The sequence below is a fragment of the Halopseudomonas sp. genome, from assembly GCF_036961105.1.
GTDB lineage: Bacteria > Pseudomonadota > Gammaproteobacteria > Pseudomonadales > Pseudomonadaceae > Halopseudomonas.
In genome coordinates this window covers 1-23,307 of the sequence record NZ_JBALWW010000021.1, presented here as the reverse complement: position 1 = coordinate 23,307, position 23,307 = coordinate 1, and the positions used below count along the sequence as shown (strand labels likewise).

The following is a 23,307-nucleotide window of genomic DNA, read 5'->3' as shown; positions in this document are numbered from 1 at the left end:
CAAGCGATACCGACGCAGTCCAGTTCGCCCCTTATGCGGGCAACTGTGCTACCAGCGCACGCGTCAACTCGGCCGCAGACACCTCCCGGCAACCGCTGTTGTTCTGGCCCGACCAGAGCGGCGAAAAGTCGCTGCTGCCGCGCTGTTCGGCCGCCGCACGCAACGGCGTGATGGCCGTGCCGGCCAGCGGGAACGCCGGCGCCAAGGCGCTGAGCGGGCCCAACTCATGCATCACCCGGTTGACGATGCCGCGCGCCGGTCCGCCGGAGAACAGATTGGTAATGGCGGTGTGTTGCGCCCCTTCACCCTTGAGCGCTGCGCGGTGCAGCGCGCTGGTGGTGGCTTCCCGGCACAGCAGGTAACTGGTACCCAGTTGCACGCCGGCCGCGCCCAGCGCCATGGCGGCGGCCACGCCCGCCGCATCGGCAATACCGCCGGCGGCGATCACCGGAATGTCCAGCGCCGCCACCAGCTGCGGCAATAGCGCGAAGGTACCCATCTGCAAGCTCAGATCTGCGCTGAGAAACTGCCCGCGATGCCCGCCGGCCTCCAGGCCCTGGGCGATCACCGCATCGGCGCCATGGGCCTGCAACCAGCGCGCTTCATCCAGGGTGGTGGCGGTAGACAGCACCTTGCCGCCCCAACCCTTGATACGCGCGACCATGGCCGCCTCGGGCAGACCAAAATGGAAACTCACCACCGGCGGACGAAAGGGCGCGATCAGCTCCAGCGTGTGCGCATCGAAGGGTCGCCGGCCAGCGCCAGCCTTGATGCTGCCGATGTCGAGATCGAGTTCGGCGTAGAAGGGTGCCAGCGCCTGTCGCCAGTGCTGCTCCCGTGCGTCATCCGCTGGCGGATTCTGATGGGCAAAGAAGTTCAGATTCCAGGGGCCTTCTGCCTGAGTGCTGAGCACCTCGAGCTCGGCCACCAGCGCCTCGGCGCTGAGCATGGCGCAGGGCAACGAGCCCAGGCCGCCGGCATGGCATACGGCAAGCGTCAGCGCGCTGTTCTGCACGCCGGCCATGGGCGCCTGGATGATCGGCAGACGGGTGCCAAACAGGGATTCAATACGCATCGGAGTCTCCTATAACGCAGGGGGCGGGGGCCGCTCGGCGAGCACGCCGTGGTGTGCGCCCATTGTGCTGATACCGCGACCGCAAGCCAAGCCGCTTACTGCCGCCGTGGCAAACCCTCACGCGGATGGGGACTGCCGGGGCTTATCAACCGGGCTGGTAGAAGGCGTCGTTGGTTGCCGCTATCCAACGGTGCGCGTGGGCCAATACGGCGCTGCCCAACGCGACAGGAAAATGAATAACCCCGTGGGGCGTTGAGGGCAGCAGTTGAAACTCCACCGCGGCGTAGTTACTCCAGCGCTCGGCCAGCAACGCGGTGTCATCCAACAGTGGGTCCAGCTCGCCGGCAAACATCAAGGCGGGCGGGAAGCCCTTAAAGTCGCCATGCAAGGGTGACACCGGTGGCGCGCGGCGTTGCTCGTCAGTCAACTCGGGCGTGAGCCCGCGCATGGCTTCGACCATGCCGGGGCCGTCCAGCAGCAGCGTGTCCGGCGGCGCTGCGCGCACACTCGGGGTGCCCGTCAGATCGTACACACCGTAATACAGCAGGGCGCCCTTCACCCGCGCAAACAAGTCTGGCCAGCGCTTGAGTTGCAGCAAGGTGGCTACCGCCAGGTGACCACCAGCCGATTCACCCACCAGAGTCACCGGCAGGCCGGCAAACTCGCTGTTGGCGCCATCCAGCAGCCAGCGGGCGGCGCACAGGCAATCCTCAATCAGGGCCTCAATGGGCGCTGAAACGGCCAGCCGATAATCCACCGACACCACGGTTACATCGCAGGCTGTCGCCATGGCGCTATTGAATTTGTCGTTCATCTGGGCGTTGCCGATCACCCAGGCACCGCCGTGAATGTCCAGCACCACGCCTTTTGCCGGGGTTGGCGGCCTGATGATACGCACCGGGACCCTAACCTCGCCCGTGCTGATCAGCCGGGTTTCAACGCTGAGCCCCTGCTTGCGCAACCGCCGCGCACCCCCCAGCTGGCTGGCCCGCAGCAGGGTCTGGGTAAGGCGCAGCACCCAGCGATTGAACAGCTTCAGGCGCGGCAGGCGCGCCAGCTTGCGATTGAAGGCTTTAAGTTGTTTAAGCTCCTGCTGGCTGGCTGGCCAGCGCGTCAGATACGCCGGCTGGCCATCCATCACCAGCTGTTCCGGCGCATGATGGCGAAGTTGAGCGCCGCCGCCACGCACAGCCAGCCGAGGTAGGGCAGCAATAGCAGGCCGCTGACCACGTCAAGCTTGAACGCCAGCAGCGCCATCAGGGCGATCACCAGCCAGAGCAGGGCGATGATGAGCATCGCAGCGAACAGCCGATGCGCGCCGAAAAATACCGGCGTCCAGAGCGCGTTAAGGGCAATTTGCGCGGCCCACAGGGCCAGCAGAACCTGGCTGCCAGGGATCGCCACCAGCCGATGGCCAACCCAGGCCAGCAGCAGATAGATCAGCGTCCAGGCCACCGGAAACGCCCAGTTGGGCGGCGTAAAAGCGGGCTTTTCCAGGTTTTCGTACCATTGCCCCGGTTTGAAGATGATACCGGTGGTGGCGGCCGCGCCGCAGGCCAGCAGAAATATGAAAAAAGTCATGGTCGATCCTTGGCTGAAGTCAGCCGCCAGAGGTGAACAGGTTTTTTGATCCACTGTTCAATGACTCGTTTGCAGGCCGATAAATTCCATTGCCTGGCGATTTACCCCCCTGGCAACAGGCCAATACCGGTCGGTTGTGCGCCGGCTCCTCCAACGCCACTCGCCAGGAGCGCATGGATGATCGACAGACAGGCATCCAGCAGGAGTTCAATTCGCATCGAAAGAGACCGCCGGATAGCTACTTCTTCATAAGGAAAAAGCGTTGGCCATGGCATAGATGTATGACAAGAAAAATAAGAACGAAAAATGCAGCAGAACCACCAAGTAGCAACAGAAGGCTTGAACCGCAAAACTCCAGGAGCGACAGCCAAGGGTACGCATATAGCCGTGCAAGTGGGTGGCCGCGATAAGCGACAGAAACGCGCCAACCCAACTCCACGAAAGTATGAAATGTGTTCTGCCAAACCCCGAAGAGTCAATTAACAACCAAAGTCCATAAAAATAAGACGCGTGAAATACAAAAAATAGCGCTGCTATCAAAGCCATGCCTCCGTCCGCTGGAAGGATTGAAACAGTATCACGTGGGAACAGCACAGCCTCAGCCTTGGGTGTGCTCGGGTGACTGATCCTAACAGACGCAAGCTGTGCAAAATCTTGCTCACACCACTTCAGAAGGCCGCCCGGCAACGTCGCAAAAACATCGGCAATCAGAAAAGCCGGCCAATAACGCGGATTGTTTGCAACCACAGCCAGCAGAACTGGCTGTGAAGGGCTGGTGCGTATATCGAATAGGCGGAATTATTGCAGCCAAGCCCGGTCTCTTGCTTACCACTTGAATGGCGCGAAGGCCACATCGGCCGATGCGACGCCGCTCTGACTCAGCCAGCGAGCGCAACAGCTTAGCGCCGCCGACGACGCCATCAGCAAGGAGAACACCGTATGACGAATTCGACTGTCGAGCACCCTATTCCCCCTATCGGTATGGGCACCTTCCGACTCAAGGGCGATGACGCCTACCAGGCCGTCAGCACCGCGCTGGAACTGGGTTATCGGCATCTCGACACCGCGCAGATCTACGGCAACGAACAGGACGTGGGCCGCGCCATTGCCGACAGCGGCGTGCCGCGCAGCGAACTCTTTGTCACCACCAAGATCTGGACCGACAACTTCACCGAAGACAAGCTGATCCCCAGCCTGCGCGAGAGCCTCGACAAGCTGCAACTGGAGCAGGTGGACCTGACGCTGATTCACTGGCCTTCGCCCGGCGGCAAGGTGCCGATGCAGGAGTACCTGGGCGAACTGATGAAGGCGCGCAAGCAGGGCCTGACGCGGCTGACCGGCGTGTCCAACTTCACTATTGATCAGTTGAACGAAGCCTTTGAACTGGTGGGCCCAGACAACATCGCCACCAATCAGGTGGAGATTCACCCCTTTTTGCAGAACCGCAAACTGGTCGAGTTCGCCCGCGAAGAGGGCCTGCATCTGACCGCCTATATGCCGCTGGCCGTGGGCAAGGTGATGAAGGATGCAACCCTCGACCGCATCGCCGAAGAGCACGGCGCCACGCCACCGCAGGTGGTCATGGCCTGGCTGATGCTGCAGGGCATTGCGGTGATTCCGTCCTCCACCAAGCGCCTGCATCTGGAGAGCAACCTGGAGGCCGACCGCGTGAAACTCACCGCCGATGACCTCAACTTCATCCGTGAACTGGACGCTGGTGAGCGCATTGCCAACCCGGATTTTGCCCCCGAGTGGGATTAATCCTTTCGCTGACCAGGCTCTGCTGGGTCTAGTCCGCCAGCGCCGGTAAATCTCGAAACAGCTCAAGCGCCTCGGGATTGGCTAGCGCGTCGGTGTTTTTTACCGGCTGGCCGTGCACCACATTACGCACGGCCAGTTCGACAATCTTGCCACTGCGGGTACGCGGAATATCACCCACGGCGATGATCTTCGCCGGGACGTGACGCGGCGTAGCGTTGCTGCGGATCACGTGGCGTATCTCGGTTGCCAGCGCTTCATCCAGCGAAACCCCATCGCGCAGCCGCACAAAGAGCACCACCCGCACATCAGCCTGCCACTGCTGCCCGATGGCCAGCGATTCCAGTACCGCCTCGACCTTCTCGACCTGCCGATAGATCTCCGCGGTGCCGATGCGCACGCCGCCGGGGTTTAGCACGGCATCCGAGCGACCGTGGATCAGCATGCCGCCGTGGGCGGTTTCTTCGGCGTAATCGCCGTGCGCCCAGACGCCGGGGAAGCGCTCGAAGTAAGCCGCGCGGTAGCGGCTGCCGTCTTCGTCCTGCCAGAAGCCCAGCGGCATCGACGGGAAGGGCCGAGTGCACACCAGCTCACCCTTACCGTCACTCACCCGCTGACCCTCGTCATCCCACACCTCAACCGCCATACCCAGGCCTTTGCTCTGCAACTCCCCCCGCCAGACCGGCAGCGTCGGGTTGCCCAGAGCAAAGCAGGAGACAATATCGGTACCGCCGGAAATCGACGACAGGCAGAGGTCGTTCTTGAAGCAGCGATAAACGTAATCAAAGCCTTCGTGCGCCAGCGGTGAACCGGTGGAGAGCACGGCTTTCAGGTGGCTCAGTTGGTGCGTGCGGATGGGCTCGACCCCGGCCTTCTCCAACGCGGCCAGGTACTTGGCGCTGGTGCCGAAAATGCTGATGTTTTCTGCGTCGATCAGGTCGATCAGCCGCTCTGCAGAGGGCTCAAAGGGCGAGCCATCGTACAGCACCAGGGTCGCGCCCAGCGCCAGACCGGAGACCAGCCAGTTCCACATCATCCAGCCGCAGGTGGTGAAGTAGAAGAGCACATCGTCATTGCGCAGATCGGTATGCAGGCCGTGTTCCTTCAGGTGCTGCAGCAGGGTGCCGCCAGCGCCGTGCACTATGCACTTGGGCACCCCGGTGGTGCCGCTGGAGTAGAGGATGTACAGCGGATGATTGAAGGGCAGGGCAGCGAAAACCGGTTCGCCGCCGGGTGCACAGGCGCGGCCCCAGGTGACACTGGGCAGCACGGATTCGAAATCCGTTATCTCCACCGGCACGCCGCCGTAGGGCACCAGGATCAGCTGCTGCAGGCCCGCGAGCTGCGGCAGTATCTCGCGCAGTTTGCTGCTCATATCCAGCGTCTTGCCAGCGTAGCGGTAGCCGCTGCAGGCGATCAGCACCCTGGGTTTGATCTGACCGAAGCGGTCGACGACGCCCTGGGTGCCAAAATCCGGCGAGCAGGAGGACCAGATAGCGCCGATGCTGGCGGCGGCGAGCATGCCCACCACCGTCTGCCAGGTATTGGGCATCAGCGCAGCCACACGGTCACCGGGTGCCACGCCCAGCGCCAGCAGATGCCGTTGCAGCCCGGCCACCCGCGCTGCCAGCTCGGCGTAACTGAGCTGCTCCCGCTCACCGTTTTCACTGATGGCGACCAGCGCCGGGTGGTCATCACGGCGGCGCAGCAGATGCGCGGCGAAATTCAGCTCGGCGCCCGCAAACCATTCAGCACCGGGCAGGGCATCCGGGTTACCCAGCACCTGCTGCGGCAGCCGGCTGAAATCGACCGCAAAGAACTCGGCCAGCAGCGGCCAGAACGCCGCCGAATCATCAATACTCCATTGGTGCAGCGCCGCGTAATCGGCCAGCGCCAGGCCATGCCGCTGATTGACCAGATGGCGAAAGGCGTCCATCTGCGTGGCCGCCACCCGCTCGGCTGAGGGCGACCACAAGGGCGTACTCATGCCTGCTCCCGCGCCAGCAGGGCGCGCGCCACACGCGAGCCGTTATCGATGCCCAGCACATTGCAGATATGCTGCCCGGCCTGCACCAGCGCCGCCATATCGATGCCGGTCTGAATGCCCAGGCCATTGAGCAGATAGAGCACGTCTTCGGTCGCCACATTGCCGGTGGCACCCTTGGCGTAGGGGCAGCCGCCCAGCCCGGCGACCGAGCTGTCGAATACCGCCACGCCTTCCAGCAGGCTGGCGTGGATGTTGGCCAGTGCCTGACCGTAGGTATCGTGAAAGTGTCCGGCCAGCAGGCTGCGGTCGATATCGCGGCCGACGACCTCGATCAGCCGCCGGGTTTCACCGGCGGTGCCCACGCCGATGGTGTCGCCCAAAGAGACCTCGTAGCAGCCGCTGTCGAGCAGCTCGCGAGCGATGGCCGCGACTTGCTCCGGCGGCACCGCACCGTCAATCGGGCAGCCCAGCACGCAGGAGATATAGCCGCGCACCCGCACGCCGTTGGCCTTGGCCGCCGCCATCAGCGGCTCGAAGCGCTGCAGGCTCTCGGCAATCGAGCAATTGATGTTCTTCTGCGAGAAGCCCTCACTGGCGGCAGCAAAGACCGCGACCTCTTTTACGCCCGCCGCCAGTGCGGCCTCAAAGCCCTTGAGGTTGGGCGCCAGCGCGGCGTAGGTCACGCCGGGGCGCTGCTGTATGGCGGCAAACACCTCGGCAGAGCCGGCCATCTGTGGCACCCACTTGGGCGAGACAAAGCTGCCAACTTCGATATAACCCAAGCCGGCGGCGCTGAGGTCATCGACCAGGCGTACCTTGTCGGCCACGCTGATCGGCTGTTTCTCGTTCTGCAGGCCGTCGCGCGGGCCGACTTCAACCAGGCGAACCTGTTGTGGCATTGTCATTCCGGAATCTCCTCTTGCTGCAGCTCGAGCAGCATCCGGCCTTCCTCAACCAGATCACCTTCGGCGCAACCCAGCGCGATGACTTCACCCGCATACGGGGCACGAATACTGTGCTCCATTTTCATCGCCTCTAGCACCACCAGCAAGGCGCCGGCCGCCACCTTGTCGCCCGGTTTCACCGCGACGCGCACAATACTGCCGTTCATGGGCGCGGTCAGACCTCCCTGCGGCGCCTGCGCACGTTGCGCAGCGCTGATCGGATCAACACAGGTCAGTTCACGCAGTTGCCCACCCCAACCCAGAAACAGCCGTTCGCCACGGCGCTGCAGTGGGTAGCGCTGGCCTTGCCATAGTAGTTGCTCGCCCTGCAGCACCGCGTCCTCTGCTGGCAACGCGCGCCGGGTCTCCTGCTCGCAGCAAAGGTGCAGTGTCTGGGCGCTCGGCAAACCGAGGCGCAGGCCGTTATTGGCAGCCCACGGCGAATGCGGATCATCGCTACGCGCAGTCGTCGGCTCGGTCAGTAACCAGGCACGGCCGGCCAGCGCCCAGAAGGCGGCTGGTAACTCGGAGGGCGGCGGCAACAAGGCCTCGGCATGCCGGGCGATAAAACCGGTATCCAGCTCGGCAGCGGCAAAGGCAGGGTGCGCCAGCACGCGTTTGAGAAAGGGCAGGTTGCTGCGCAGGCCACCGACCAGTTGTTCATTCAGCATGGCCAGCAGGCGCAAACGCGAGGTCTCGCGGTCCTCGCCCCAAGCGATCAGTTTGGCCAGCATGGGGTCGTAAAAGGGTGACACGCTGTCGCCTTCGCTCACGCCGCTGTCGACCCGGCGGCCGGGGCCGGCAGCGGGTTCGCGGTAAAGCGTCAGGTGGCCGCTGGCGGGCAGAAAGTCCTGCTCCGGATCTTCGGCGTAGAGGCGCACCTCGATGGCATGGCCCTGCAGCGGAATCTGCGCCTGGGTCAGCGGCAGCGGCTGACCGGCCGCCACGCGCAGCTGCCAGGCAACCAGATCCTGTCCGGTGATGGCCTCGGTTACCGGATGCTCGACCTGAAGCCGGGTATTCATCTCCATGAAGAAGAAGTCGCCGCGTGCATCCAGCAGAAACTCCACGGTGCCGGCGCCCACATAGCCAATCGCCTGCGCCGCCTTGACTGCCGCCTCGCCCATGCGCTGGCGCAGCTCGGCCGACAGGCCCGGCGCCGGGGCCTCTTCCACCACCTTCTGATAACGGCGCTGAATCGAGCAGTCGCGCTCATGCAGATAGACCGCGTTGCCCTGGCTATCGGCAAACACCTGAATCTCCACGTGGCGCGGCTGCAGCACGTACTTTTCCAGCAGCATGCGCGTATCGCCAAAGGCCGCCTTGGCTTCGCGCTGCGCCGAGGCCAGGGCGTCGGCCAGCTCGGCCGGGGCCTCAACCACCTTCATGCCCTTGCCACCGCCACCGGCACTGGCCTTGAGCAGCACCGGATATCCGGCGGCCTCGGCGGCACGGGCGAAGGTATCCAGCTGCTGATCCTCACCGTGATACCCCGGCACCAGCGGCACACCGGCCTGCTGCATCAGCGCCTTGGCCGCCGATTTGCTGCCCATGGCATCGATGGCGCTGGCCGGCGGGCCGACGAAGATCAGGCCGGCTTCCTCACAGGCGCGGGCAAAGTCGGCATTCTCCGAGAGAAAGCCGTAGCCGGGATGCACCGCCTGGGCGCCGCTCTGTTGCGCGGCGGTGATCAGCGCCTCGATGCGCAGGTAGCTGTCGGCCGGTTTGGCGCCACCCAGATTCACCGCCGTATCGGCTTCACGCACATGGCGGGCGTTGCGGTCGGTGTCACTGTGTACCGCCACCGTGCGGATGCCCAGCTCGCGGGCGGTACGCATGATGCGGCAGGCGATTTCGCCACGGTTGGCGATCAGCAGGGAGTCGATCATAGAAATATCCATGGTGGTTGTAAGGGCTCAGGGCTTGGTCGGCACCCAGGCCGGGTCGCGTTTCTGCAGGAAGGCGTTGAGCCCTTCCTGTCCCTCGGGGCTGACGCGAATACGCGCAATGGCGGCCTCGGTGTAGCGGCGCAGCGGCGTGCTCATGGCGCCCAGGCCCACCTCCTGCAGCAGTGCCTTGCTGGCCCTCATGGCCTGCGGGCCGTTCTGCAGCAGCTGCGCGATCCAGCGCTGCAATTGCTCGTCCAACTCGGCCGCCGGATAGCATTCGGCCAGCAGGCCGAGCTGCTGTGCCTGACGGCCATCGAAACGCTCCGCAGTCAGGGTGTAGCGCCGCGCCGCGCGGGCGCCGATGGCCTGCACTACGTAGGGGCTGATCACCGCTGGCAGCAGGCCTATGCGTACCTCGGACAGGCAGAAGGTCGCATCCACCGCGCCAATCGCCATATCGCAGCAACTGATCAGCCCCAGCGCCCCGCCAAAGGCCGCGCCCTGCACCACCGCCAGCGTCGGCACCTTGAGCTGCGCCAGACTGGCCATCAGCTGCGCCAGCTCGCGGGCGTCATTCAGGTTGGCGTTGTAATCCAGCGCCGCGCAGTCGCGCATCCACTCCAGATCCGCCCCGGCGGAAAAGTGCTTGCCGCGCCCGCGCAGCAGCATGAAACGCACCGAATCATCCGCCGCCACCACATCCAGCGCCTGCAGCAGCTCGCTGATCATCAGGGCGTTGAAGGCGTTGTTTTTCTCCGGCCGGTTTAGCCATAGGGTGGCTACGCCTTCTTTGGTGAACTCGAGTTCGACTGTCTGGTAACTGTTCATGTTGTTCTTCTCGATGGGAGCCGGTTTTCACACGGCGGCTTGTTTCTGTGCGGCGGCCGGGCTGGAAGCTAGAAGCTGGAAGCAGCTCGTGCAGCGGTTGAGCTATACGTCGGTTTACAACTGCGATGCATGCCAAAACACCTAACACCCCCGCATCGCGCGGACTACTTCCAGCTTCTAGCTTCAGGCTTCCAGCTGGCGCGCGTTGCGCGCCACTACATCCGAAACACCCCAAAGCGTGTAGCTTCAATCGGCGCATTGAGGGCCGCCGAAATCGCCAACCCCAGCACATCCCTCGTCTGCGCCGGGTCGATCACGCCGTCGTCCCAGAGCCGCGCGCTGGAATAGTAGGGGTGGCCCTGTTGTTCGTACTGGTCGAGGATCGGCTGGCGCAGGGCGTCGGCCTGCTCGGCGCTGAAGGTCTCGCCGCTGCGCTCGGCCTGCTCCTGCTTGACCTGCACCAGCACGCCAGCAGCTTGCTCTGCACCCATCACCGAAATACGCGCGTTCGGCCACATCCACAGAAAGCGCGGGTCATAGGCGCGGCCACACATGCCGTAATTGCCGGCGCCAAAGCTGCCGCCGATGATCACTGTGAATTTGGGCACCCGCGCGCAGGCCACGGCGGTGACCAGCTTGGCGCCGTGCTTGGCGATGCCGCCTTCCTCGTACTTCTTGCCGACCATGAAACCGGTGATGTTCTGCAGAAACAGCAGCGGAATGCCGCGCTGGCAGGCCAGCTCGATAAAGTGCGCGCCCTTCTGCGCCGACTCGGCAAACAGGATGCCGTTATTGGCCAGAATCGCCACCGGATAACCGTGCAAATGCGCAAAGCCACAGACCAGGGTGGTGCCATACAACGCCTTGAATTCATCAAAGGCGCTGTCATCCACCAGGCGGGCGATCACCTCGCGCACGTCGAAGGGTTGCTTGGCATCAGCCGGCACAATGCCGTACAGCTCGTCCACCGGGTAACGCGGCGCGATGGGCGCGCGGGCGTTCAGCTCGCCCTGCTTGCGCCAGTTCAGGTTGGCGATGCTGCGCCGCGCCAGCGCCAGGGCGTGCTCGTCGTTCTCGGCATAATGGTCGGCCACGCCCGAAGTGCGGCAGTGCACATCGGCACCGCCCAAGGCCTCGGCGCTGACCAGCTCACCGGTGGCGGCCTTCACCAGCGGCGGCCCGGCGAGAAAGATGGTCGCCTGCTCGCGCACCATGATGGCTTCATCCGCCATCGCCGGTACGTAAGCGCCACCGGCAGTGCAGGAGCCCATCACCACGGCGATCTGCGGGATGCCCTGCGCGCTCATGTTGGCCTGATTGAAAAAGATGCGGCCAAAATGCTCGCGGTCCGGGAACACCTCGTCCTGACGCGGCAGGTTGGCACCGCCGGAATCCACCAGATAAATACAGGGCAGGCGGTTCTGCTGCGCAATGGTCTGCGCGCGCAGGTGCTTCTTTACGCTCAGCGGGTAATAGGAGCCGCCCTTCACCGTGGCATCGTTGGCGACGATCATGCACTCCACGCCCTCGACCCGACCGATACCGGCAATCACGCCCGCCGCCGGGACCGACTCGCCATACACCTCATGCGCCGCCAGCTGGCCGATTTCCAGAAAGGGCGAGCCGGCATCCAGCAACGCATCCACCCGCTCGCGCGGCAGCAACTTGCCCCGCGCCAGATGCCGCGCCTGTGCCTTCTCGCCGCCGCCCTGGGTAATGCCTGCCAGCAGGCTTTGCAGGTCGGTGACCAGGGAGCGCATGGCGTCGGCGTTGGCAGCGTATTCTGGGGAGGTGGGGTTGATTTGGGTTTGTAGGACGCTCATCGGACGCGCTCCCTGCGCAGCGGCAAGCCGCAAGCTACAAGCTGCAAGCTGCTCGGAGCTGCATCAACGTTCTGGGCTCGGAACCATGGTAAGCGTTGGACTCTCGTCGGGTAAAAACCGTGAAGTGGCCGGGGTTGGCTTGCCGCTTGCAGCTTGCAGCTTGCCGCTGCTTCACCGCGTCTCATTAAACAACTCCCGCCCAATCAACATGCGGCGAATCTCGCTGGTGCCCGCACCAATCTCGTACAGCTTGGCATCACGCAACAGTCGGCCGGTGGGGTAATCGTTGATGTAACCATTGCCGCCGAGAATCTGGATGGCATCCAGCGCCATGCGGGTGGCCGCTTCGGCGGTGTAGAGGATGACACCGGCGGCGTCCTTGCGGGTGGTTTCGCCCCGGTCGCAGGCCTGCGCCACGGCATACAGATAGGCGCGGCTGGCGTTCAGCTGGGTGTACATATCCGCCACTTTGCCCTGGATCAGCTGAAACTCGCCGATGCTCTGGCCAAACTGCTGGCGGTCGTGAATATAGGGCACCACCACATCCATGCAGCTCTGCATGATGCCGGTCGGGCCGCCGGAGAGCACCACGCGCTCATAATCCAGCCCGCTCATCAGCACCTTCACGCCGCCGTTGTACTGCCCGAGGATGTTCTCCGCCGGCACCTCGACGTTATCGAACACCAGCTCGCAGGTGTTGGAACCGCGCATGCCCAGCTTGTCGAGCTTGGGGCTGCGTGAGAACCCGGCCCAGTCGCGCTCGACGATAAAGGCCGTCATGCCGTGCGCGCCCTTGTCCGGCTCGGTCTTGGCGTAGATCACGTAGACGTTGGCGTCTGGCCCGTTGGTGATCCACATCTTGCTGCCGTTGAGCAGGTAATGATCGCCGCGCTTATCGGCGCGCAGCTTCATGCTGACCACATCCGAGCCCGCATTCGGCTCACTCATCGCCAGCGCACCGATATGCTCACCGCTGATCAGTTTGGGCAGGTATTTGGCCTTCTGCTCCGGCGTGCCGTTGCGGTTGATCTGATTCACACAGAGGTTGGAATGCGCCCCGTAAGATAGCCCCACCGAAGCAGAACCCCGGCTGATCTCCTCCATCGCCACCACATGCGCCAGATACCCCAGCCCCGAGCCGCCATACTCCTCCGGCACGGTAATGCCCAGCAGCCCCATGTCGCCAAAGCGCCGCCACATGTCCTGCGGGAACTGGTTGTCCCGGTCGATCTCCGCCGCACGCGGCGCCAGCTCGGCGTTGACCAGATTGCGCGTCTGATCACGAAGCATCTCGATGGTCTCGCCAAGACCGAAGTTGAGCGACGGATAATGCATGATTCCACCTGCTAGTTATTTTTATTCAGTAGACGTTTGGTTGGCAGCGGATCAGAGCGTCTGCGCCAACGCCGTGCGGCACCGCTCCTCGGCGGTATCCAGTTCAATCTGCATCTGTTCAATATCGAGCAACTGCTGCGCCAGCTGCGCACGGCGCTGGGCAATCTTGTCCATAAAGGTTTCCAGCTGCTTGCGGTTGCCGTGAGAGGGGTCGTACAGCTCGATCAACTCCTTGCACTCCGCCAGCGAAAAGCCAATGCGCTTACCACGCAAAATCAGCTTCAGCGTGACCTTGTCCCGCGCGCTATAAACCCGCTCCAGCCCACGCCGCTCAGGGCAGAGCATGTCCTGCTCCTCATAAAAACGAATCGCCCGCGTGGTGATATCCAGCTCGCGGGCCAGGTCAGAAATGCTGTAGGTCTGGGTCATGGGTCGTCTTTTGTGACTGCTTTACGTTAACGTAAAGGTAAGCCGGAAGACGCTGGAGAGTCAAGCGGGAAGCGGGAAGCGGGAAGCGGGAAGCGGGAAGCGGGAAGCGGGAAGCGATCAGTGTGATCTGTAGTGAGTAAAAATCGGTGGAAAACCACGATTAAATGCTCATATGACCCCAATTTCGCCCAGAATAAGTGATTTGGCGTTTGGTATGACTTCCTCATTGAGGATTTTTTTTGATAGTTTTTCAATTTTTTTATTTGCGACTGCTCTCGCGTTTTCTATGGTTCCTCTGATACTTGCACCTGAATCTTCAGAGACTAGTAAATCTGGCTGTTGAAGTTCTATGAATATCATTAGCGGAAGTTCAGAGGTCAATTTTTGCGGGTGTACGAGTACAACTTCTACTTGCTCCACCCTTTCGGAACCACTATGCGCGGCAAAGTTGTGTCGATAGGTAATTAGCTCGTCGTGAGTCTCATGGTTGCTGGCGTCTAGTTGTGCTTTTCAAGCTTAACAGGGCGGCCCTCACATTTTGTGAAGCACTTTCCATAAAATGTTAGAAGTGCAACAAAAAGCCCTTTAATAATGGTGTAATTTTCTCTGTTGGTTCCGTACCCAAATCTATGACTTGGGTCTTTTGGAGACTCATTGTGGCGCTTTTCTATTTCATCTAGCCAGATTAGTGCGCTTCTCAAGTCCTTTTCTATGAGTGTATATCCAGCAAGTTGATTGCACAGCTTGGATGACAGCGGGATGGCTTTACACTGTTTTCCTTTGTGCGTATAAGTACGACTTACTTCTCCAGTGAGTGAGTCAATTGTGTGAGCGGCTTTAAAGTCTTTCGTTTTCATACTGGTAGCTAACGCCCGAATTTACGGCTGGATTGGAGCGCAGCGGATAGCCAGTCCGAGAACATGCGCTTGTTAGGCTCGCGGCCTATTTTGCCTTACAGGCTCCTTATAGAAGCGCTCTAACTCGCTGACTGCATGATGCTTCCTTACGTAACCTACGCCTGTTCCGTTAGTGTATACAGTGCCTTTATTGCGCCATTTAATGACAATAGGCCACGATGTAGGATGATAATGCATCGTTTCCGAGTGTATTATTGCTTTTTCATGCTCTTCTGCAACCGTGGGATCAATTACGACATAGCGTGAATAATCCCCATTTGAAGACTCCAGAACTGCATAGGTCGTTCGATGCCTTTCGACAAGTCTATTGTCTCTACATTCAGCTATAGATTCAACAACAAATACTTCGTGCTCTATGTCTTTGAGATAAACATTAGCCCTACAATTTAGAATTTGATGTTCATTGAAACTCTTTACATCATCTTTTTTTGAAATACTCGCTAGGCCATTTTTATGGCTGACACTATAAACGCCGCCATCATATAGCAGGCATAATAACTTTGGACTGAGGGGTAGAAATAATAGATTCCCCGACGATCTCAAACCAAATGATTTAAATTTAGTTCTCGGATCATTTAAATGCCATTTATTTGATAGAACAGCAGGGTCATCTGAAGATATGAAAGGGCACTCTGTTTTATTAAGCACCAAGCATACTTTTAAATCATCAATGATGCTCATACATTCGGCATAGGTTTTCATTGCTATTAGAACGGCTTCTTTGATGCCGAGGTTATACTCTTCCGCACTAATACCTGCTGCCTCACCAATGCCATTTGACATTTCGACTGACCGCCTAGACGATGCTTCGGTTCTTAAGTATTGAAGAAGCCAAAATCGTTTTAAAACAATCTCATGCTTTTTATTAAATGCTTGGGGGAATTCCAGCAATTCACTTGATGTAGATGCATAGGCTTGCTCGACAAACTGAATGGCACTTTCTAATTTTTCATTATTCCCATAAAAATAGTCTCTAGAGCATTGGTTCTTAACTGGTGCCATGGGTATGCATTTGCTTCTATCAAGATTAAAAACATTAATAGCTTTACCTTCCGAATTATACGTAAACGCCTTCAAGTAGCATCTTGGGACATAGTGCTGGTTTTTGTTTGTCGCCATACGTTCCTTTTAACTCAGCTCAAAGCTTGGTAGGCCTAACATTGATTAAATCGAAAGCTTCTACATCGCACGCTTTGGGATTGATGCACGTCTAACAAGACGTCTCGTACATATCAATGCCTTCCATGTTCTATCTCTGCTCATGTCTACGTGTTATATCGAATGCATTAGGTATTCAAGCCCGCAGCTGGTGGTAGTGAGGCGCTATCCAGAGTGTAGTTGATAGCATACTGCTACAGTTTTTGCGCTGCCAACCTTGTTCCACTGGCGGTATTTGCGGCCCGCAAAGAGGTATCGGCTGCTTCAGGGGGGGGCGTACAAATAGCAGAATGCACGGACCCAATCCCCTTCTGCACGGGCGAGTAGCGCAGGGCGGGCGGGAAAAAGCTCGAGGACTGTCTGAGCGAAGCGAGTTCCGCAGGGCCCCGCCAGACCGAGCAACGCAGCGAACCCGAAGGGCCGTGCAGTTGGGGTGGCCTAGGGGGTGTCGGGGGAAATGGCCAAGCATTTCCCCTGACTCGCCATCAAGGCGAAAGACGAATCATGCCAACCTGCTGCGTGGTTGAGCATGCGCACGTGATGGACGCGGAGCGTCCGGGGCTACATTCCCACGCGGAGCGTGGGAACGATCAGAGGAAGGCTCAGGCCTTCTGCCGAAACACCAACACCAACCCCAACACAATCGCCCCCATCCCCCACAGACTCAACGCTGCCATCCGATTACCCAAAAACAGATAATCCAACAACGCCGTACACCCCGGCATCAGATAAAACAGACTGGTCACATTCACCAGATTGCCCATCCGAATCAGCCGATACAGCAGCAGGGTCGCACCGACTGAAATCAACACGCCCATGTAGAGCAGCGGCACAACAAAGCCCACCGTCCACCCCACCTCGAACGGCTGAAAGGGAGCAACCAGTGCGCACATCAACAGACCGATGGCGTATTGCAACGGCAGCACATCCATGGGCGATTGCTGAATGCCCTTCTGGAAGATCGAACCCAGAGTGATGCACAGCAGCGCTGCCAGCGACAGACCAATGCCCAGCAGGGTAAAGCGCGCCGCCAGCAAACTATCGAGCACCACCAGCGTCAGCCCGCCCAGGGCTATCACCAACCCAAGCACACGCAGCAAGCTGGCGCGCCGCTCCAGCAGCATCAAGGTGAGGATCGGCTGCACACCCAGCACGGTCGCCAGCACGCCCGGCGTGAGGCCGGCATCGAGGGAGAGCAGGTAGAAGATGGTGTAGCCGCCGGTCATCAGCACACCCACCAGCGCCACCTGCCGGCGGGTGCCGGATTGCGGCCACCAGCGCCGACGGTACAGCGCCAGCAGGCCCAGGGCCACGCAGGCAAGCGCAAAGCGCAGCAGCAGAAAGGCAAAGGCCGAGGCGTGTTCCAGCCCCCATTTGGAGAAGATCGCGCCCGCACTCCAGAGCAGCACAAAGAGCACGGTCGGGCCGATAGCGGCCCAGTTCAGTTGTTTGAATAGCATGACAATCACCTGTCAAAACACAGGTTCCCGGCGTGAATGCCCGTTAGAGGGAGACCAGCCGAAGAACGGAAAAAGGATGTTTTGGTGTTTCAGCGCGCGCGTGGTGGCGCTGCAGCAACAGCAGCAACCCGCGGCGGGGCGCCTGGAGGTGACAGAACCACCGCCTGCGAGCACGCGAACACCACGCCGGGAGGGGCGCAGGCAACAACAGCGGTGCTCAAGTGATGGTTCATCATGCGACTCATGTGAAGAGTGGTTGCAACGTAGGGAAGGCTAGCAGTCGGGCGGGATGGGCGCAAGCTGCTAGCTGCGGGTGGCTGTGCTGAGGCGGGTGAGATGGACGCAGAGCGTCCGAGGCTGCGTTCCCACGCTGGAGCGTGGGAACGATCGGGCTGAGCGTGAGTAGGTCAGACGCAGGACATGACCATTGCACGGACTTACGAATCCCCGTCTGCGCGGGCGAGTAGCGCAGAGCTGGCGGGAAATAGACGCTTGCGGTGTCTGAGCGAAGCGAGTTTGCAAGTGTCCCCGCCAGACCGAGCAACGCAGCGAACCCGAAGGGCCGTGCAGTTGGGGTGGCCTAGGGGGTGTCGGGGGAAATGGCCAAGCATTTCCCCTGACTCGCCATCAGGGCGAAAGGCGGATCATGCCAATCTGCTGCGTGGTTGAGCATGCGCACGTGATGGACGCGGAGCGTCCAGAGCTGCATTCCCACGCGGAGCGTGGGAACAATCTGGTAATGGCGGTGCGAGCCTATCGGGCCGGGCTCAGAACCCTTCCAGCACCAACTTGCCCCGCGACTTACCACTCTCCAGCAACGCATGCGCCCGCATCAGATTGGCCGCATTGATGGTGCCAAAATGCTCCCCCAGAGTGGTGCGCAACGCACTGGCATCCATGAGCTCGGCAACCCGGTTCAGCAGCTTGCCCTGCTCGGCCATGTCGGCCGTCTGGTACAGACTGCGGGCAAACATGAACTCCCAGTGGAAGGAGGCGCTCTTGCTTTTCAGTTGGGTGATGTCCAGCGCGTCGAAGTCGTCGATCACCGCCAGCTTGCCCTGCGGCGCGATGCACTCGATGTGCTGCGGGTAGTGCTCCTTGGTGTGGGTGAGGGAGGCGATCAGCTCGACGCTCTCAATGCCCAGGGCCTGCAACTGCGCCAGCAGGGGTTTGCTGTGGTCGATCACATGCTGTGCGCCCAGGCTCTTGGCCCATTCCACGCTTTCTTCGCGCGAGGCGGTGCCCACCACGGTGAGGTCGGTGAGGTGCCGCGCCAGTTGCACCAGCATCGAGCCGACGCCGCCGGCAGCGCCAACCACCAGCAGCGTCTGCCCGGCGCCACCGCCCTCGGAAACGCCGAGTCGGTCGAACAACAGCTCCCAGGCGGTGATGGCCGTGAGTGGCAGGGCTGCCGCCTCGGCATCGCTGAGTTCGGTCGGGGCGATGCCGACCAGGCGCTCGTCCACCAGTTGGTATTCGGCGTTGCTGCCGGGACGGTCCAGGGCGCCAGCATAGAACACCCGATCGCCCACGCTGAAGCCTTGCACCTCGGCGCCGGCTTCAACCACCTCACCCACCGCGTCCCAGCCGATTACCTGCGGCTCGTCGGCGCTGGCCGGGCGCTTCTTGCGGATCTTGGTATCCACCGGATTCACCGAGATGGCCGCGACTTTTACCAGCAGGTCGCGCGGGCCGGGTTGGGGCTTGTCCAGTTCGATATCGATCAGCGCGTTATCGCGCTCAAGGCCGCCGGCCTCGGTGTAGGCAACTGCTTTCATATGCGTCTCCTGATTCTGGAAAGAGGTTATGGCTGCAAGACAGCTTGTCTGCCTGTGACCACAGAAATACCGGGGTATTAGCTAAACAGTTTTGCCTGGCGGTGAAAATACAACCATTCGGTAGCGCGGGCTGCGGCCGGGGCGCGCGGCTCAGAGTGGCGGCGCGGCCAGCAGCTGCCGCAAGGCCGCGCTGCGCTGGGCCGGCGCCAGCTCACCCAGTTCTGCCACCCGGCGGTAAAAGTCGGCCCAGCCGCTGCTTTGCGCGTACAGCTGCGCGAAGGCCGGCACCCACTGATCGTAAAGGCCAAAGGGCAGCAATCGAGCGTTGTTAAGCTCGCCAGCAAACCAATGATCGTAGGGGCCGGCGCCCTGCCAGTGGGCATTGCGCCAGGCTTGATAATCATCACGCAGCTGCGCAAAGACCGCCGCCTTGCCGGCGAGCTTGTCTGCATCGGCCAGATCACTGGCGTACAACTGCACCAGCTGTTCGCGCGCCTGCATCAGCAGTTGCACAAACTCGCGCTCCAGCGCACGCGGATCGCTTTGCAGCGCACCCAGCCCCTGCGCGGCACGCCATTGGCGCAGGCCCTGCTGGCCCACGAAGCTGGCGAAGGACTCATTGAAGGCGGTGTCGTCCTTTACGTAGTACTGCTGATGCGCCAGCTCGTGAAACAGCAACTCGGCGAGGTAGTCGTCATTCCAGTGCAGCATGGAGTTGAGCAGCGGGTCGTCGTACCAGCCGAGCGTCGAGTAGGCGGGGATGCCGGCGACATACACCTCCATGCCCTTGGCGCGCCAGTGCTCGGCGGCGGTCTCAGCACTGGCCTGGTCGAAGTAACCTTTGTAGGCGATGCAACCAAAGAAGGGATAACAATGGGGCACGGCCTCCATCGACAGCGGCTCGGCGACAAACAGATTCCACAGGGCATAGGGCCGCTGCAGGTCGGCATAACGGGTGTAGCTGGCGTTATCCGGCAGCAGCAGATGGGCGCTGGCAAAGGCTCTGATCTGCTGCGCGTGACGCAGCCGCGTGGCCAACTGCGGGTCGGTGGCCGGGTCCTGCAGCACCTGCTCGAGCGGCTTGGCGCGCGCCAGCAGATCGCGCTGGCCCTGCCAGCTGTGGTGCAGATAGCTCAGCGAGCTGCAGCCGGTGGTGAGTCCGATCAGCAACAGCAAGGCGAGGGCTCTCATGCGCTTGGCTCGCGCATCTGCACGCTCAGCCACTCGGCCAGTTGCTGCGCCGGGCCTTGCGGCTGGCGCGCCGGCACCCAGAGGCCGAGCTGGTGCTGCGTCTCGACAAAACCCCAGGGTGCCAGCAAGCGGCCGGCAGCAATGTCATCGGCCACCAGCAGCTGCGGCGCTATGGCTACGCCCAGGCCCGAGAGCGCAGCTTCCAGCAGGTAGTACAGATGCTCGAAGCCCTGGCCCTGGCATAATTGTGCGGGATCGAGCTGCTGCAGCCGGGCCCAGTCACTCCAGGCCTGGGTGCGCGAGTGCGTATGCAGCAGGCTCTCGTCCAGCAGGGCGCTCGGCGGCTGGCCCTGCAAGTTCGCCGCGCTACGGTAGTTGGGGCTGAATACCGGGCCAATGCGCTCGCGGCGCAGTGGGTACACCTGCATGTCGGCCGGCCAGGGCGGCGCGGCGAACAGCAGCGTGGCGCTCACGCCGGCACGCCGAGGGTCCAGCTCACCCTCGCTGGCCGACAGGTGCAGGTTAAGTGCCGGCAACTCACGGTTCAGCCGATCCAGCCGTGGGATAAACCAGCGCGCCAGCAGGCTGCCGGGGCAGGCGAGCAGAAAGGGCGCCTGCTGCTCGGTCTGGCGTATATTGGCGCAAACCTCACGCAAGCTGCCAAAGGCATCGCGGCAGGCGTCACGCAGCTGTCGCCCGGCGGCGGTGAGCTGTATGCCGCGCCCCTGTTTGTCGAACAGGGCCACGCCCAGCTCCTCTTCGAGCTGCCGTATCTGGCGGCTGACTGCGCCGTGGGTCACGCTCAGTTCGTCCGCCGCCTGGCTCACACTTTCCAGCCGGGCGGCGACTTCAAAGGCTTTGAGGGCGTTAAGCGAGGGCAGGTCTCGGGCCATTGACATGTCACTTTTTCTCACAGGTTGCGGCCATCATATCGATTTTTTTCGGCGCGCGCCTGCCCTAATGTGGCGACATCAATCTGGAGGTGCAAATGTCCCTTAGCCAAGAGAAATACCGCCGCGATGCCGACGCCCTGGGCCAGTTTGGCCAGTTCGGCGGGCGCTTTGTTGCCGAAACCCTGATGCCGCTGATTCTGGAGCTGGAGCAGGCTTATAACACTGCGCGCAGCGAGCCGGCCTTTATCGCCGAGCTGGACCGCTTCAACGCCGAGTTTGTCGGCCGGCCCAGCCCGCTGTATTTCGCCGAGCGCCTGACCGAGCAGTACGGCGGGGCGAAGATCTTCTTCAAGCGCGAAGAGCTGAACCACACCGGCGCGCACAAGATCAACAATTGCATCGGCCAGGCCCTGCTGGCCCGGCGCATGGGCAAGAGCCGCATCATCGCCGAGACCGGCGCCGGCATGCACGGCGTGGCCACGGCCACCGTGTGCGCGCGCTTTGGCCTGCAGTGTGTGGTCTACATGGGCGCCACCGACATTGAGCGCCAGCGTGACAACGTGGCCCGCATGCGCTTGCTGGGCGCCGAGATCGTGCCCGTCACCTCGGGGACCGGCACCCTCAAGGATGCGATGAATGAGGCGCTGCGCGACTGGGTGACCAATGTCGACAACACCTTCTACATGATTGGCACTGTGGCCGGCCCGCATCCCTATCCGACGCTGGTGCGAGACTTTCAGGCGATCATCGGCCGCGAGACGCACGGCCAGATGCTGGAGCGCGAAGGCCGCCTGCCCGACAGCCTGGTGGCCTGCATCGGTGGCGGCTCCAATGCCATAGGGCTGTTCCATCATTTCCTCGACTACCCCGAGGTGCAGATGGTCGGTGTGGAAGCCGCCGGCCACGGCCTGGACAGCGGCAAGCACGCGGCCAGCCTGAAGGGCGGCGTACCCGGCGTACTGCACGGCAACCGCACCTATCTGCTGCAGGATGAAGATGGCCAGATTACCGATGCGCATTCGGTCTCCGCTGGCCTGGATTACCCCGGCATCGGGCCAGAGCACGCCTGGTTGCATGAGGTGAACCGCGTGGAATATGTGGCCGTGACCGACCAAGAGGCACTCGACGCCTTCCACAACTGCTGCCGTATGGAAGGCATTATCCCTGCGCTGGAGACTGCCCACGCGCTGGCGGAAGTAGCGCGCCGCGCGCCGACCCTGCCCAGTGATCACCTGATGGTGGTCTGCCTGTCCGGCCGTGGCGACAAGGACATGCCCACCGTGCTGCGCCTGATGGAGGAACAAGCATGAGCAACCGTCTGCAACAACGCTTTGCCACCTGCGCCGAGCAGAATCGCGCCGCTCTGGTGACCTACATCTGCGGCGGCGACCCGGGCTATGACGCCAGCCTCTCGCTGCTGCAGCAATTGCCGGGCGCGGGCGCCGACATTATCGAGCTGGGCATGCCCTTCAGCGACCCGATGGCCGACGGCCCGACCATCCAGGCGGCCGCGGTGCGCGCACTGGATGCCGGCCAGACGCAGCGCAAGACGCTGGAGATGGTGCGCGCGTTTCGCGCTGGTGATCAGACCACGCCGCTGGTGCTGATGGGTTACTACAACCCCATTCACCGTTACGGCGCTGAAGCCTTTCTGAATGATGCCCACGCCGCCGGTGTCGACGGCTTGCTGATCGTCGACCTGCCGGCCGAGCACGACAACGAGCTGGGCCCGATGGCGCGTGACCTGGGTATCGAGATGATCCGCATGGCCAGCCCGACCACCGATACCCAGCGCCTGCCCCGGGTGCTGGCCCAGGCCAGCGGCTTTCTCTACTACGTATCGCTCAATGGGGTGACCGGTGTGGGGCAGGCGGACAACGCCGTGGTAGATGCTGCGCTGGCTGCCATTCGTCAGCAAAGCACGCTGCCGATCTGTGTGGGCTTTGGCGTACGTACGCCCGAGCAGGCGGCGGCGTTTGCTCGTACAGCCAATGGCGTGGTGGTGGGCTCGGCGCTGGTTGAGGCGATGCACAAGGGCGGCGAAACCGCTGCGCTGGCGCTGACGCAGGGTTTGGCGGCCGCCATGCAGCGCTGAGGGTTAGCGCAGAGACAGCGGCCGGCTGGGCGGTCGCGTTACATCTCGACCAAGGGCGTCAGCCGCACCATCGCTGGCCGGGTGTAACCCGATGAGATGGTCTCCTCCCTCTCCCTTCTACGGCGTCGATGCGCCAAGGGATAGATGCTAAACATCTACTGAAACC

At 61.8% G+C, this 23,307-nt stretch carries 20 protein-coding genes; 3 read left to right on the top strand and 17 right to left on the bottom strand.

The genetic code is table 11. The annotated features are described in order from the left end of the window. Positions 1–31: 31 nt before the first annotated feature. The 4 genes from V7756_RS16000 to V7756_RS15985 all read right to left on the bottom strand — a co-directional run bounded on the left by V7756_RS16000 (position 32) and on the right by V7756_RS15985 (position 3,403). On the bottom strand, positions 32–1,075 hold the full coding sequence (locus V7756_RS16000; protein WP_335611199.1) for an NAD(P)H-dependent flavin oxidoreductase: 1,044 nt from the start codon (positions 1,073–1,075) through the stop codon (positions 32–34). 145 nt (positions 1,076–1,220) lie between these two features. Then, entirely contained in the window at positions 1,221–2,213 is a 993-nt protein-coding gene (locus V7756_RS15995; RefSeq protein ID WP_335611237.1) for an alpha/beta hydrolase, read from the bottom strand. After that, the gene (gene tspO, locus V7756_RS15990) at positions 2,213–2,656 is read right to left on the bottom strand and encodes a tryptophan-rich sensory protein TspO (protein ID WP_335611198.1); all 444 of its coding nucleotides are present in this window, start codon (positions 2,654–2,656) and stop codon (positions 2,213–2,215) included. Before tspO ends, V7756_RS15995 begins: the two co-directional genes overlap by 1 nt. 246 nt (positions 2,657–2,902) lie before the next feature. Next, positions 2,903–3,403, bottom strand: coding sequence for a hypothetical protein (locus V7756_RS15985; RefSeq protein ID WP_335611197.1), 501 nt, complete (start codon positions 3,401–3,403; stop codon positions 2,903–2,905). Positions 3,404–3,595: 192 nt separating this feature from the next. Here V7756_RS15985 and dkgB point away from each other — a divergent pair, with 192 nt between their 5' ends. Beyond that, a complete protein-coding gene (gene dkgB, locus V7756_RS15980) occupies positions 3,596–4,417 on the top strand; it encodes a 2,5-didehydrogluconate reductase DkgB (protein WP_335611196.1) in 822 nt (273 codons plus the stop codon). A 28-nt stretch (positions 4,418–4,445) separates the two neighbouring features. Here dkgB and V7756_RS15975 read toward each other — a convergent pair whose 3' ends face one another. The 13 genes from V7756_RS15975 to V7756_RS15915 all read right to left on the bottom strand — a co-directional run bounded on the left by V7756_RS15975 (position 4,446) and on the right by V7756_RS15915 (position 21,046). Then, complete coding sequence (locus V7756_RS15975; RefSeq protein WP_335611195.1) at positions 4,446–6,401, bottom strand: acetoacetate--CoA ligase; 1,956 nt, start codon at positions 6,399–6,401, stop codon at positions 4,446–4,448. Beyond that, on the bottom strand, positions 6,398–7,306 hold the full coding sequence (locus V7756_RS15970) for a hydroxymethylglutaryl-CoA lyase (protein ID WP_335611194.1): 909 nt from the start codon (positions 7,304–7,306) through the stop codon (positions 6,398–6,400). Before V7756_RS15970 ends, V7756_RS15975 begins: the two co-directional genes overlap by 4 nt. Beyond that, positions 7,303–9,246, bottom strand: a complete 1,944-nt coding sequence (locus V7756_RS15965; RefSeq protein ID WP_442909018.1) for an acetyl/propionyl/methylcrotonyl-CoA carboxylase subunit alpha — start codon at positions 9,244–9,246, stop codon at positions 7,303–7,305. The genes V7756_RS15970 and V7756_RS15965 overlap by 4 nt, the downstream gene beginning before the upstream one ends. Positions 9,247–9,261: 15 nt before the next feature. Further along, positions 9,262–10,062, bottom strand: a complete 801-nt coding sequence (locus tag V7756_RS15960; protein ID WP_335611192.1) for a gamma-carboxygeranoyl-CoA hydratase — start codon at positions 10,060–10,062, stop codon at positions 9,262–9,264. A 215-nt stretch (positions 10,063–10,277) separates the two neighbouring features. Then, positions 10,278–11,885 (bottom strand): carboxyl transferase domain-containing protein, encoded by a 1,608-nt coding sequence (locus tag V7756_RS15955; RefSeq protein ID WP_335611191.1) that lies wholly within the window; start codon positions 11,883–11,885, stop codon positions 10,278–10,280. A gap of 171 nt (positions 11,886–12,056) precedes the next feature. Then, on the bottom strand, positions 12,057–13,220 hold the full coding sequence (locus tag V7756_RS15950) for an isovaleryl-CoA dehydrogenase (protein ID WP_335611190.1): 1,164 nt from the start codon (positions 13,218–13,220) through the stop codon (positions 12,057–12,059). Between the two features lie 51 nt (positions 13,221–13,271). Next, complete coding sequence (locus tag V7756_RS15945; RefSeq protein ID WP_335611189.1) at positions 13,272–13,649, bottom strand: MerR family transcriptional regulator; 378 nt, start codon at positions 13,647–13,649, stop codon at positions 13,272–13,274. A 168-nt stretch (positions 13,650–13,817) separates the two neighbouring features. Further along, on the bottom strand, positions 13,818–14,069 hold the full coding sequence (locus tag V7756_RS15940) for a hypothetical protein (RefSeq protein WP_335611188.1): 252 nt from the start codon (positions 14,067–14,069) through the stop codon (positions 13,818–13,820). A 509-nt stretch (positions 14,070–14,578) separates the two neighbouring features. Further along, positions 14,579–15,685, bottom strand: coding sequence for a DUF4238 domain-containing protein (locus V7756_RS15935; RefSeq protein ID WP_335611187.1), 1,107 nt, complete (start codon positions 15,683–15,685; stop codon positions 14,579–14,581). Between the two features lie 641 nt (positions 15,686–16,326). Further along, positions 16,327–17,184 (bottom strand): DMT family transporter, encoded by an 858-nt coding sequence (locus V7756_RS15930; protein ID WP_335611186.1) that lies wholly within the window; start codon positions 17,182–17,184, stop codon positions 16,327–16,329. 767 nt (positions 17,185–17,951) lie between these two features. Then, positions 17,952–18,962 carry a zinc-binding alcohol dehydrogenase family protein gene (locus V7756_RS15925; RefSeq protein WP_335611185.1) on the bottom strand — a complete coding sequence of 337 codons (1,011 nt, stop codon included), beginning with the start codon at positions 18,960–18,962 and terminating at the stop codon, positions 17,952–17,954. Between the two features lie 150 nt (positions 18,963–19,112). Continuing rightward, positions 19,113–20,153, bottom strand: coding sequence for an aminopeptidase (locus tag V7756_RS15920; RefSeq protein ID WP_335611184.1), 1,041 nt, complete (start codon positions 20,151–20,153; stop codon positions 19,113–19,115). Then, the gene (locus tag V7756_RS15915; RefSeq protein ID WP_335611236.1) at positions 20,150–21,046 is read right to left on the bottom strand and encodes a LysR family transcriptional regulator; all 897 of its coding nucleotides are present in this window, start codon (positions 21,044–21,046) and stop codon (positions 20,150–20,152) included. The genes V7756_RS15920 and V7756_RS15915 overlap by 4 nt, the downstream gene beginning before the upstream one ends. A gap of 95 nt (positions 21,047–21,141) precedes the next feature. Between V7756_RS15915 and trpB the strand changes: the two genes are divergently transcribed. Together trpB and trpA are read left to right on the top strand one after the other, a co-directional pair. After that, on the top strand, positions 21,142–22,356 hold the full coding sequence (gene trpB / locus V7756_RS15910) for a tryptophan synthase subunit beta (protein WP_335611183.1): 1,215 nt from the start codon (positions 21,142–21,144) through the stop codon (positions 22,354–22,356). Next, positions 22,353–23,141 (top strand): tryptophan synthase subunit alpha, encoded by a 789-nt coding sequence (gene trpA, locus V7756_RS15905; protein WP_335611182.1) that lies wholly within the window; start codon positions 22,353–22,355, stop codon positions 23,139–23,141. Before trpB ends, trpA begins: the two co-directional genes overlap by 4 nt. The last annotated feature ends 166 nt before the right edge of the window (positions 23,142–23,307 follow it).

Coding starts and splice junctions, on each gene's coding strand:
- V7756_RS16000 (WP_335611199.1), bottom strand. CDS start 1,075: ATGCGTATTGAATCCCTGTTTGGCACCCGTCTGCCGATCATCCAGGCG.
- V7756_RS15995 (WP_335611237.1), bottom strand. CDS start 2,213: ATGGATGGCCAGCCGGCGTATCTGACGCGCTGGCCAGCCAGCCAGCAG.
- tspO (WP_335611198.1), bottom strand. CDS start 2,656: ATGACTTTTTTCATATTTCTGCTGGCCTGCGGCGCGGCCGCCACCACC.
- dkgB (WP_335611196.1), top strand. CDS start 3,596: ATGACGAATTCGACTGTCGAGCACCCTATTCCCCCTATCGGTATGGGC.
- V7756_RS15975 (WP_335611195.1), bottom strand. CDS start 6,401: ATGAGTACGCCCTTGTGGTCGCCCTCAGCCGAGCGGGTGGCGGCCACG.
- V7756_RS15970 (WP_335611194.1), bottom strand. CDS start 7,306: ATGACAATGCCACAACAGGTTCGCCTGGTTGAAGTCGGCCCGCGCGAC.
- V7756_RS15965 (WP_442909018.1), bottom strand. CDS start 9,246: ATGGATATTTCTATGATCGACTCCCTGCTGATCGCCAACCGTGGCGAA.
- V7756_RS15960 (WP_335611192.1), bottom strand. CDS start 10,062: ATGAACAGTTACCAGACAGTCGAACTCGAGTTCACCAAAGAAGGCGTA.
- V7756_RS15955 (WP_335611191.1), bottom strand. CDS start 11,885: ATGAGCGTCCTACAAACCCAAATCAACCCCACCTCCCCAGAATACGCT.
- V7756_RS15950 (WP_335611190.1), bottom strand. CDS start 13,220: ATGCATTATCCGTCGCTCAACTTCGGTCTTGGCGAGACCATCGAGATG.
- V7756_RS15945 (WP_335611189.1), bottom strand. CDS start 13,649: ATGACCCAGACCTACAGCATTTCTGACCTGGCCCGCGAGCTGGATATC.
- V7756_RS15935 (WP_335611187.1), bottom strand. CDS start 15,685: ATGGCGACAAACAAAAACCAGCACTATGTCCCAAGATGCTACTTGAAG.
- V7756_RS15930 (WP_335611186.1), bottom strand. CDS start 17,184: ATGCTATTCAAACAACTGAACTGGGCCGCTATCGGCCCGACCGTGCTC.
- V7756_RS15925 (WP_335611185.1), bottom strand. CDS start 18,962: ATGAAAGCAGTTGCCTACACCGAGGCCGGCGGCCTTGAGCGCGATAAC.
- V7756_RS15920 (WP_335611184.1), bottom strand. CDS start 20,153: ATGAGAGCCCTCGCCTTGCTGTTGCTGATCGGACTCACCACCGGCTGC.
- V7756_RS15915 (WP_335611236.1), bottom strand. CDS start 21,046: ATGGCCCGAGACCTGCCCTCGCTTAACGCCCTCAAAGCCTTTGAAGTC.
- trpB (WP_335611183.1), top strand. CDS start 21,142: ATGTCCCTTAGCCAAGAGAAATACCGCCGCGATGCCGACGCCCTGGGC.
- trpA (WP_335611182.1), top strand. CDS start 22,353: ATGAGCAACCGTCTGCAACAACGCTTTGCCACCTGCGCCGAGCAGAAT.